The sequence below is a fragment of the Lacrimispora sp. genome (genome assembly GCF_032078915.1).
Classification (GTDB): Bacteria; Bacillota; Clostridia; order Lachnospirales; family Lachnospiraceae; genus Lacrimispora.
Genome location: NZ_DAMAUN010000076.1, coordinates 17,065 through 28,842, shown reverse-complemented (window position 1 = coordinate 28,842; position 11,778 = coordinate 17,065). Strand labels below are relative to the sequence as shown.

Sequence of the window (11,778 nt, the reverse complement as noted above, 5' to 3'; positions counted from 1 at the left end):
GAAACTTGCTGCATTTGGCGATAACTATATGGATGTCTATGACAATACCGGGAACGCTTACCCAGGCGGCAATCCTGTAAACGTGGCTGTATATTTTATGCGGTTGGGAGGCCAGGCTTCCTATACCGGCGTGGTGGGCACAGATAAGTACGGCGCTCTGATGAAAGAGAAGATCGCAGAAAAAGGTGTGGATGTATCCCATATCCGTTTCATGGAGGGGAGCACGGCCATCACCCATGTGGAGCTGATGGGCGGTGAGCGCGTTTTCGGAGATTACGAGGAGGGCGTGCTGGCCGGCTTCAAGCTGACCGATGAGGAAAAGGATTTTATTTGTGAACATGATATGATCGTGACAGGACTATGGGGGAACATACACAACGATCTGGCGCAGCTAAAGGGGCGGGGAATCAGGATTGCGTTCGATGCAGCCACAAGGCCGGAGGATCCGGCGGCTGTCGCGGCGATTCCCTCTGTGGATTACCTGTTTTTTGCCACCGATGATGGAGATACCGGGGAACTTCGGGAGACCATGAAGGAGCTTAAGGAAAAAGGCCCTGGGCTGGTGATCGCCACAATGGGCGAAAAGGGCAGCATTGCCTATGACGGAACCGGGTTTACCACATTTGGAATTGTGCCCTGTAACGTGGTGGATACCATGGGTGCCGGGGACAGCTTTATCGCAGGATTCTTAAAGGGAATTCTGGAAGGCAGAGAAGTGAAAGAGTGTATGAAATTGGGTGCTGCTAATTCCAGTGTTACATTGGAGTACAACGGCGCCTGGTAATATCGCACAAAGCGGTAAAAGGACGACCGCTAAGTGCTCATAACAAGGAGGAAAAAAGTTGGCTAAAACAGCAGAGGTTGCTTACAATTCACCTATTTATCTTCAGCTTCGGGAAGTAGTACGTTCTAAAATCGAGGATGGGGAGTATGCTCCAGGTACGGCCATCCCATCGGAAAATGTTCTGGCAGGTACCTACGGAATCAACCGTCTGACCGTCCGCAGCGCCATTGACGCGCTGGTGAATGAGGGTCTGTTAAAGCGTATTCAGGGCAAGGGCGTATACGTTGTGGCCCAGATCGAGAGGGACTTAGAGGTGCTGGGCGGATTTACCCAGACCATGGATGAAAAGCATGTGCAGAATAAGCGCAAGATCCTGCTGAAAGGCCAGCGGAAGGCCGGAGAGAAATACGCGGCAATCTTTGGAATCAACGAAGAAGATATGCTGTATTATATCAAGCGTCTGGACTATGCAGATGAAGACCCTATTGCCATTCAGGAAATCTATATTCCCTATAATCTGGTACCTAAGATGGAAGGGATCGACCTGACAGTGTTCAGCATGTTTGAAATCTATAAATTCTATGGGATTAACCCTATGAGGGCATGGCAGACCCTGGATCTGGTCCAGCTGACCCAGTCCGATGCCAGGCTGATTAATATCAACAAAGACCAGACGGTATTCCTGTTCTCCTGCACCACCTATGACGAGGATGACCGTGTGATAGAATATTCGAAATCTTATACCCGTGGAGACAAATGCAACTTCAATGTGCATTTCCATAAGTAGAAGGAAGGAGCAATTATGTTAAAATTTGACGAACAGAAGCAGATTGACAGTATAAACGGCGTTCTGGCGCTGCGGCCGGAGATTGAGAAAGTTGTGGACGAAATCCAGCAGAGAGGTTTTGACGGAATTTATTTTATCGGAATCGGCGGAACCTGGGCTTCCGGCATGCAGGCGGAGGTCTATATGAGGGGAAGAAGTTCCATTCCGATCTATGTGGAGAACGGTGCGGAGTTCATTACCACCGGCAACAAGCGTTTCACCAAGGAATCCATCGTGATCTTCTCATCTGTGACGGGAAGCACCGAGGAGATGGTAAAGGCCATTGAGAAGGTACGGGAAGCCGGTGCCAAGGTGTTTGGCTTCATTGACAAGCCGGATGCCCCCATGGTGAAGCTATGCGACTGGTGCATTTCCTACCCTATGAATGAGCAGCTGAAGTTCTATATGGTAGCCAACCGTTTGATGTTCAACAACGGGGAGTTCCCTGAGTACGACCAGTACAACGCAGAGATGGAGGCCCATCTGGCCCGGGCCCTGGTGGAGGTTGAGAAGGAAGCTGACCAGTGGGCGGCCGGATTCGCCAGGGATAAATATGAGTATTTCAAGGCGCGCCCGGATATGCCCCACTATTTTGTGGGCGGCGGTAACCAGTGGGGAGCCACTTACTCCTATGCGATGTGCTACTGGGAGGAGCAGCTGTGGATCCGCACCAAATCCATTACCAGCGCTGAGTTTTTCCATGGCATGCTGGAGGTTATAGACGCGGAGACTCCTGTCACTTTGTTCATCGGAGAGGACGAGCAGCGTCCCCTGGCAGAGCGCGTGAAAGGTTTCCTGCCCAAGGTCTGCAAGAACTACACTGTCATAGATACGAAGGATTATGAACTAAAGGGAATCAGCCGGGAATTCAGAGGCTCTGTTTCACACCTGGTGATGCATGCGGTAAACAACCGTGTGGATGCCCATATGGAGGAGGAGTTCCGTCATCCCATGGTGATCCGCCGTTACTACAGGCAGTTTGACTATTAATAACGGGAGACAGGCGGAAATATCGAAGTGTACCATGGATTAAATCGGGGGCTGAGCGTTCAATATGTCCATTATTCCCTGGAATATTATCTGGACTCCATGAAAAAGATTGTTATAAAATTACAGATACGCATTGAAAAGGGTTTTTAATCCTCATCAATGCGTATTTTTATAGAATAAAACTTACTTATACGACCCCCTTTTTAAATCTATATGATTGCAGATTATTTCTGTCTCAAGGCGCCCTTCGTCCTGACCATTGATTTTAAGACGCAGCTTTACGGTTTTCACTTGTGTTTTCTTCCCTGTCATCAGCAAAAACAAAATCATAATTCCGAAGCACATGCCGCCAATGTGCTCTTTCTATTTCTCTGGTGCGCTGTAACGCGGCTTCTCTGCGGGCGCCCTTTCGGTGCTGAATAAATCGGTTCAAGAGAATAGCGCCAACCAATACGGTGATTAAAAAAAAGACATTGCCGAAAGTCATAATATATATCCTCCTTTTGACTTTTTTGTTGTCGAGCTTTATGTTAAGAATAACAGGATATAGGCGTAATCCATTATGAGATTTATCATAATTCTGTAAATAAAATTGGAAGTTGGGACATATATGAAAAAGGAAGATGCGATAACCCGGCAACGAAAAGCATTTGAGACTGGATTGTTGGACAACGTGATACCTCTATTCCATTAGATACTATTCCAGTGGCTTTTATAGCGGGAATTTTAGATGCGAAAATATTTTCTTGACAATACTCGTGAAACAGTATACACTATTAACAGTGTTAGTTATAAATACTAATACCTGTTTGAAAGGTGGAGGTGAATAAATTGAGTAGTATAGAAGAACTGGTCGATTCATTGGGTGAACTGATGTCCCGTGGAAAAGTCATGGATGAATTTAATCGTTCTGGAAAAGGCGAAATTTTCATTTTAAGATATCTTTATACGAAAGAATCACCTGCATCGCCGTCTGAATTGAGTGAGGCGCTGAACAGCAGTACGGCCAGAATCTCTGCGGCACTCCGTACCCTCGAAAAGAAAGGGCAGATTCACCGTGAAATAGACACCACGAACAGGCGCTTTATTTTGGTTACGATTACGGAAGAAGGCCGTGAACGGATTCGGGCAAACATGCAGCGAATGCAAAATCATTTGATTCAAGTATTCACCGTGATGGGGGAAAAAGACGCAAGAGAATTTGTACGTCTCTCCACGCGGTTCTTTGAGATCGCTCAGCGCACGATGCCAGATCCTTTTGAATAGAATAATCGGAACCGGGGAATAAAGATAGTGAGATAAAAATGCAGACCAAACGAGGTCTGCATTTTAGGACCACATAACTAACAGCGTTCAATATGAACACTAATAATAAGGAGGTTTTTTCTATGATTAGAATATTTAAATATCTCAAGCCCAAAGAATGGCTGATGGCTTTATTTAGCCTGATATTTGTGATGGTCCAGGTATGGCTGGATTTAAAAACGCCGGATTACATGTCAGAAATAACCATGTTAGTGCAAACGCCTGGTAGTGCGATGAGCGATATTTGGTTTGCTGGGGGTAAAATGCTTCTCTGCACACTCGGCAGTTTGGCAGGCGCCGTTATTGTTGGTTTTATTGCGGCACGGATTGCCGCCGCATTTTCTAAGCGTCTGCGCAGTCTCCTTTTTAATAAAGTGGAGTCCTTTTCCATGGAGGAGATCAACCGCTTTTCGACTGACAGCTTGATCACCCGTTCAACAAACGATATTACACAGATTCAGATGTTGATTACAATGGGTTTAATGCTGATTATAAAAGCTCCGATTATGGCTGTTTGGGCGATTAGCAAAATCGCCGGAAAGGGTTTTGAATGGTCACTCATCACAGGCGCGGCGGTTGCACTTTTGGTTGTTATGATTGGTATTATCATGATTTTTGTGATACCTAAATTTAAGAAAATGCAAGCCTTAACAGACAACATGAACCGGGTTACTCGTGAAAATCTGACGGGACTCCGCGTAGTGAGAGCTTATAATGCCGAAGCTTATCAGGAAAAGAAGTTTGAGGAAGCGAACGAGGAATTAACCGGAACCCAGTTATATACAGGCCGAGCTATGGCAATTATGATGCCGGTCATGACGATGATTATGAGTGGGCTGTCCCTTTCGATCTATTGGATCGGCGCCTACTTAATTAATGCGGCCCAGATGACGGATAAACTGACGCTGTTCTCTAACATGGTGGTCTTCTCCAGCTATGCGATGCAGGTTGTTATGTCGTTTTTGATGTTGGTCATGATTTTCATCATGCTTCCCCGTGCCAGCGTTTCCGCCAAGCGTATCAATGAAGTGCTGGACACCGAACCTACAATCCTTGATGGCAGCCGGACAAAGGGAGTCCCTGGTTTGGAAGGTGAGGTTACGTTTCAACATGTGGGCTTCAAATATCCGGATGCGGCGGATTATGTGCTGGAGGATGTGAACTTTACGGTAAAGAAGGGGGAAACGATTGCTTTTATCGGTTCTACAGGCAGTGGTAAATCAACACTGATAAACCTTGTGCCGCGTTTTTTTGATGCGACAGAGGGAGAAATCCTGATTGACGGCGTGAATATAAAGGAGTATACCCAGGAGGCACTCCACGATAAAATTGGTTACGTGCCGCAGAAAGCGGTTCTGTTCAAGGGTTCGGTTTCGTCCAATGTGGCATACGGAGATAATGGGGGAAATGGGTTTTCTGAGCACGAAATCAAGAAAGCTGTTGCAATTGCACAGGGTACGGATTTTGTTGAACGCATGGAGGGCGGCTATGAAGCAGACATTGCCCAAGGCGGTACCAATGTGTCCGGCGGGCAGAAACAGAGGCTTGCCATTGCCCGCGCGGTCTGTCGAAAGCCGGAAATCTATATATTTGATGATTCCTTTTCAGCATTGGATTATAAGACGGATCGGATTTTGCGCAATGTACTGAAAAAAGAAACCGCAGGTGTGACCAGTATGATTGTGGCACAGCGTATCGGCACGATTATGGATGCTGATCAGATAATCGTGCTGGACGAAGGCAGAGTTGTGGGCAATGGCAAACACAAGGATTTGCTGCAGAACTGTGAGGTATACAGGCAAATTGCCATGAGCCAATTAAGTGAGGAGGAGCTTGTGTCATGAGTGAACAAAGAACGAACAGAAAGCCGATGGCCGGAGGTCCTATGGGACAGGGGGCTGTCGAAAAGCCGAAAGATTTTAAAAGGACATGGGGAAAACTGATTGCCTATTGTAAAAATTATATGCCCGCAGTGATTGTTGCTCTTGTTATGGCAGCAATCGGAACAGTGCTGCAAATTATCGGTCCGGATAAACTGAAAGATATGACCAACGAGATCATGAAAGGATTACCTGCGCTGATCAATGGTGTTCCGTCCGCTGGTGCTATTGATTTTGGTACAGTAAAAAGCATTGCATTACTGTTGGTGGCATTCTATGCAGGTTCAGCATTTCTCAATTTTATTCAAAGTTTTATGATGACAACTATAACGCAAAAAATCAGCAAAAATATGCGTACCGGTATATCACAAAAAATCAATAAGCTGCCTTTGAAATATTTTGACCAGGTAAGCTATGGCGATATTCTCAGCAGGGTGACCAATGACGTGGATACCATCGGTCAGACCATGAACCAAAGCATCGGAAATCTGGTTACATCCATTACCATGTTTGTGGGTTCAGCTATTATGATGTTCTACAATAACTGGATCATGGCGTTAACTGCCGTAGGATCGAGCGTTTTTGGGTTTGTCATCATGGGGGTTATCATGTCAAAATCGCAGAAATATTTCGTTCAGCAGCAAGAAGATCTGGGTGTCGCGAATGGTCATATTGAAGAAGTTTATTCTGGACATAATGTGGTAAAGGCTTATAACGGTGGAAAAGAGGCCGGACGTTTTTTTGAGAATGTGAACGAGAGCCTGTATAACAGCGGCTGGAAGAGCCAGTTTATGTCCGGACTGATGATGCCGCTTATGACATTTATCGGTAACTTCGGATATGTGGCAGTCTGTGTGGTAGGTGCGGCGCTGGCGATGAACGGAACCATCAGCTTTGGGGTGATCGTAGCCTTTATGCTGTATATCCGTTTGTTTACCCAACCGCTTTCACAAATTGCTCAGGCATTCCAGAACCTGCAAAGAACCGCTGCTGCCAGTGAGCGCGTGTTTGAGTTCTTTGATGAGGAAGAACTGTCTGACGAGAGCCAAAAAGCAAAGAAGCTCGCCAATGTGAAAGGTGATGTGGAATTCCGTCATGTGAAATTTGGATATACCCCGGAAAAAACGATTATTAATGACTTTTCAGCTCAAATTAAAGCTGGGCAGAAAATAGCTATTGTGGGACCTACCGGTGCAGGAAAAACAACAATGGTCAATCTGCTGATGCGCTTTTATGAACTGGACGGTGGAGAAATATTGCTGGATGGCATTCCGATCAGCCAGGTGCCAAGAGAGAATGTCCATGAGCAATTTTGTATGGTATTACAGGATACATGGCTTTTTGAAGGTACCATCAAGGAAAATATTATCTATAGCAAGCCGGGGGTGACAGATGAACAGGTGGTTGCTGCATGCAAGGCAGTAGGGCTTCATCATTTTATTAGGACTTTGCCGCAAGGGTATGACACATTGTTAAATGACAGGGCAAGTCTTTCACAGGGGCAGAAACAGCTTGTTACGATTGCCAGAGCGATGATCCAAAACGCTCCCATGCTGATTCTGGACGAAGCAACAAGTTCTGTGGACACACGCACCGAAATTTTGATTCAGGAGGCTATGGATAAGCTGACGGCAGGACGCACATCTTTTGTCATCGCACACCGCCTGTCCACCATCAAAAATGCCGATCTGATTTTGGTCATGAAAGATGGGGACGTTATCGAAAGTGGCAATCATAAGGAACTGTTAGAAAAGGGAGGCTTCTATGCAGAACTTTACAACAGCCAGTTTGAACCTGCTGCATAGATCCGTTGATTTGTAATCTTTAATAGTATGCATATCTTACTTTATCATCTGATAATGTGATAATGGAGAACGGCTTAGTAACCGTTCTCTTTTTTTGCAATTTGCCATGATAATGAACAAGAACTGGAACAATGTAAAAGGCTGTTGGAACAGCCTGTAAGGAGATAATATTACGCCGATTTGAAACGGGAAATGGAAACATACGCGCAAGCGAGAACAGTAGTGTAGTTTGGAACCAAAAGACTGCTGTTTATCCACTATTTATTACAAATTTTTAAAAATGAAGTAAAGTAATGCTGAGAAAAATTGCTTATTAAGATAAGGGAAATATCCAAGATCTACATTCAGATAAAATGTTTATGACCATCTGGCTATTTAATAAGGCAGGACAGCTAACAACTCTCAAGGCTCAGATGGCTGATAATATTTGAATTTCTGCTGATCCCGACTATTTTAAATAGCCGGTAAAAACCGTCAAGTGGTTAGAAAAAACAAGTTAATTTTAGATTCATAACAGTATAGTGACCCAAAGTAGAGGATAAGGAATAAAAACCTTATCCAACTTTTTCATGCAATAGATTATGATTTATTGCTCCTTGAAACTGATTTAATACATGAGAAGTCAAATTAAATACATGCACTTCCAGGTTAACTGAGTTTTTTATATGCTTATCTGGATAAGCTTGATACTGGGATTAGGTTAGCTTATCGGTTACAACGGATTGTGCAATTCGGATCTTCTTAAGAGAGGTCATATGTTCATGTTATCCTACGGAGTTTAGTCACTGCTCATGTTATAGAATAACTGCTGCCTATATAAGTGTGGATATAAACGAATAAAGGCATTTTTAGAACAATAGATTGCACGAAAATTAATTGCAGGTACTTATTAATTAATTGGTGCTTGACTTAAAGAGGAGGATAAATCGTGATTATCGCAATTTGTGATGATAATGAAAAAGAACTGGAACAATGTAAAAAGCAGTTGGAACTGTTAGCGTCAATTCATCAAATTGATGTGGTGTTTTCTTTATATCACAAAGGTGAAGAACTGCTGTTCCGTTTACAAGGGGATCACAAAAGCTATCCGGACATTATTTATCTGGATATGAGGATGAACGGGATGCAGGGGGATGAGGTCGCCAGAAAGCTGAGAAGTCAGGGGTGTATCAGTGAAATTGTGTTTTTTACAGTTTCTAAAGATTTTTACACCACGGCATTTGATGTTAAAGCATTGCATTATGTTGTGAAAGGAGAAACAACGGTAGAAAAATTCGAAGATATTTTTATGCGAGCGGTAAAATCAGTACAAGAAAAGCAGACGGAATACATTATGTGTACAGGGGCTGGTGAATTCCGAAAGATTGAGATTAAAAAGATTCATTACTTTGAAGTCACAAAACGGATCGTGACCGTTTATTACGGCAGTGACCAGTTTAGCTTCTATTCGACCATTGGAAAAATTGAATTAAGGTTAAAGGAATATGGTTTTGTTAGAGTCCATAAGTCTTACGTGGTAGCAAAATCTCATATCGGAACTATTTCTTTTAAAGAAATAGTATTGGATACGGGAGAGAGGCTGCCGGTAGGAAGATATTATTACGCAGATTTAAAACGGGAAATGGAAGAATACGCTGAAACGAGAAAAGTAGTGTAGTTTGGAGCGAATAGACTACTGTTTATCCAAGAATCAACACAAGTTGAGAAAGATAGGGTAATGTAATGTTGAACGGAATTGTAAATCAAAATAACGGAAATAACAAAAATATATATGCGGACAGAATGTTTACAATTATCTGGTTATTAAAAAGATAGGATGGGGGGGCAGGTAATTGCAAGTAAGAGTAAAGCTTCTTATGTTGCTATGTACGCTGTTTTTAACTATCCTATGTTGTGGAGTCGGGTATGCTGATACGCATCCTGCCTGTACCGGCGGTCAGCAGCATGAATTTGAAAGCCATATATTAAAACTGAATTCAGAAGACTCAGAAGGCCTAGTTGAAAATGTGTGTACCTTATGCGGTTATACTTATATAGAATATCTGCCGGCGACCGGTCATCATTATGGAGACTGGAAAGTGGTGGAAGAAAGACCGGAATCAGGGATAAGGATTGAGCGGAGAGAGTGTCTGGGATGCCATCGAGGTGAGGTACGGACAGTCAGAATTGAGCTGTCGTCTCCGGATTCTGATCCTGCTCAGGAAGGTGAGCCAGGTATCAATCGGATGGATTTTGTATTATCCGCATCGATTGGAGGAGTCTGGGGGTGTACGATAGCAGCTCTTTGGTACAATAGTTTAGTTTTTAACTGGTACAAAAGAGAAAGCGCGAAAGCACTTAAGAGGAGGTGATGACTTATTACAGTAAGTAATATTATTGAACTCATTATTTTAGTATGCAGCATTCCGGCTGCTCTCTACATCATTATAGGCAGTAACCGAAAGGTCAAAGATCTGGACGGTTTAGGCGATGTTGTGCAAGAAGAAGGCAGTGAAGGTGTAGTAGTAGCACATTGTTGATCGTGTAAAACAGAGGTGAAGATATGGTTAAAAACCGGAAGAGAATTGAATGGCTTGCCAAGCTATATGCAAGTGCGGGTTTGATAGTAGCCTTGATCGCTGTTGTTTCGTCAGCCTCCTTCGCAGGGACGGGGCGCATTGAAAGTGTGTTTGGTGTAAAAGCAAAGGGAGTAAGAGCCAGCACACTGGCAACGCCTTCGAGAGCGTCGAGAATGTTGGCGGCCCCGTTATCTACAGGGCTTCCGGGCCAGCCGAGTTTGCAGGAACTACTGGAACAGGAAGCAGACAATGAGAATGCAATTATTCCTACATGGTTTCAGGTCTCGTTGAATGGAGCTGCTATTGTTGACAGTGATAATTGGAATATTACCTTAAAGAAAAATCAGAAAATCAAACCAAATGCTGCTGTTAAACACCAATTAAAAGTCACGATATATCCACAAGCTTATGGATTGGGTGATGGAGACAGCGTAACATGGAATCTTGGACGGATTGAAGGACTTTCCCTGGATAGTGAATTCTGGGAAGAGTTAGTTCTAAGCGGCGGAGTCCATGTAGGAGATGTAATGCTTTGTTACACTGAGGACGGCAATGTCATTCTCTATACCGAGTTTAAAGAAGAAGTAAAGATGTATTCCAGTATTACGATTACATATTGGTATGATAGTGGTTTTGTTCCGGTAAGCGAACCGACCACCATTATATTTGATTTACCGGGATATGAAGAACCGATTCCAGCGGTGCTTGTTCCTGAGAATGAGACGACAGAATCGGAAGAAACAACTGCGGAAGAGACCAGTCCGCAGGAGACAACAGAAGAAGAAACAACTGCGGAGGAAAGCAGCCCGCAGGAGACCACAGAAGAAGAAACAACTGCGGAGGAAAGCAGCCCGCAGGAGACGACAGAGGAAGAGACAACAGCGGAGGAAAGCAGTCCGCAGGAGACAACAGAGGAAGAGACAACTGCAGAGGAAACGACGCCAGAGACACATAATCCGACAAAAGATTATGACTCAGGAGGAAATTCTGGTTCAGATAGAGAAAAAACTACTTTAGCGAAAGAAACAACAAGTCCGGAAACGATTCCGGAGAGCTCAACAGAGATTGAGAAAGCGACAGATCCGCAGTCAGAAGAATCTCAGGCTCAGGAACAGTATTCACATAATCAGCAATCAGCCGGAAATACCGGGGGATCAGATGAGGTATTGGATATCAATATTAGCTTTGGTGCAGAAGTAGCTGCCAGCCATGGAATACAGTCCCGGGTACAACCCAATGAGATTCTTACATATAAAATGGTACTTCACAATGACAGTAAGGAAGAGATTAAGGATGTGCGTATCCGGGATTATCTTCCGGAGCATACCAGTTTTGTTTCCGTGGAAGACGATGGGATCTATGGAGTTGTCGGCGGGCAGCAGTATATAACCTGGATGCTGGAGCGTATCCTTCCGGGTGAAGAAAAGGAATTGACCTTTCAGGTAAAGGTGTTTCTTTGTACACCGCCGGATTTTTCGGTCAGGAATCAGGTTTACTGGCAGGCTGATGACAGCAGATCCGTAAACAATCAGGAAAGGCCAGAGAATCAGGTGGACTTTCCAATGGTCACCGTTGGATAGAAAGGTTATTGTTCTTTTTATCATATAACTTTAATTATCAAAAAGGAGAG

10 protein-coding genes are annotated in these 11,778 nt (G+C 44.1%); 9 read left to right on the top strand and 1 reads right to left on the bottom strand.

The genetic code is table 11. From position 1 onward, the window contains the following. The 3 genes from frlD to RT269_RS23045 all read left to right on the top strand — a co-directional run. Positions 1–784, top strand: a 784-nt coding sequence (frlD, locus tag RT269_RS23055) for a fructoselysine 6-kinase (protein WP_313186150.1), incomplete at its 5' end; no start/stop codon positions are given. A gap of 58 nt (positions 785–842) precedes the next feature. Next, positions 843–1,571: a GntR family transcriptional regulator gene (locus RT269_RS23050; protein ID WP_312440895.1), complete on the top strand. Its 729-nt coding sequence runs from the start codon at positions 843–845 to the stop codon at positions 1,569–1,571. Positions 1,572–1,586: 15 nt separating this feature from the next. After that, positions 1,587–2,600, top strand: coding sequence for an SIS domain-containing protein (locus RT269_RS23045; protein WP_313186148.1), 1,014 nt, complete (start codon positions 1,587–1,589; stop codon positions 2,598–2,600). Between the two features lie 265 nt (positions 2,601–2,865). Here RT269_RS23045 and RT269_RS23040 read toward each other — a convergent pair whose 3' ends face one another. Further along, positions 2,866–3,087, bottom strand: a complete 222-nt coding sequence (locus tag RT269_RS23040; RefSeq protein ID WP_313186146.1) for a hypothetical protein — start codon at positions 3,085–3,087, stop codon at positions 2,866–2,868. Between the two features lie 344 nt (positions 3,088–3,431). Here RT269_RS23040 and RT269_RS23035 point away from each other — a divergent pair, with 344 nt between their 5' ends. The 6 genes from RT269_RS23035 to RT269_RS23010 all read left to right on the top strand — a co-directional run bounded on the left by RT269_RS23035 (position 3,432) and on the right by RT269_RS23010 (position 11,728). Continuing rightward, positions 3,432–3,866 carry a MarR family winged helix-turn-helix transcriptional regulator gene (locus RT269_RS23035; RefSeq protein WP_331664219.1) on the top strand — a complete coding sequence of 145 codons (435 nt, stop codon included), beginning with the start codon at positions 3,432–3,434 and terminating at the stop codon, positions 3,864–3,866. Positions 3,867–3,988: 122 nt separating this feature from the next. Continuing rightward, positions 3,989–5,749 (top strand): ABC transporter ATP-binding protein, encoded by a 1,761-nt coding sequence (locus tag RT269_RS23030; RefSeq protein WP_313186142.1) that lies wholly within the window; start codon positions 3,989–3,991, stop codon positions 5,747–5,749. Next, positions 5,746–7,590, top strand: a complete 1,845-nt coding sequence (locus RT269_RS23025; RefSeq protein WP_313186140.1) for an ABC transporter ATP-binding protein — start codon at positions 5,746–5,748, stop codon at positions 7,588–7,590. Before RT269_RS23030 ends, RT269_RS23025 begins: the two co-directional genes overlap by 4 nt. Positions 7,591–8,518: 928 nt before the next feature. Next, a complete protein-coding gene (locus tag RT269_RS23020) occupies positions 8,519–9,247 on the top strand; it encodes a LytR/AlgR family response regulator transcription factor (protein ID WP_313186138.1) in 729 nt (242 codons plus the stop codon). Positions 9,248–9,422: 175 nt separating this feature from the next. Beyond that, positions 9,423–9,941: a hypothetical protein gene (locus RT269_RS23015; RefSeq protein ID WP_313186136.1), complete on the top strand. Its 519-nt coding sequence runs from the start codon at positions 9,423–9,425 to the stop codon at positions 9,939–9,941. A gap of 191 nt (positions 9,942–10,132) precedes the next feature. Beyond that, positions 10,133–11,728 (top strand): hypothetical protein, encoded by a 1,596-nt coding sequence (locus RT269_RS23010; protein WP_313186134.1) that lies wholly within the window; start codon positions 10,133–10,135, stop codon positions 11,726–11,728. Positions 11,729–11,778: the final 50 nt, after the last annotated feature.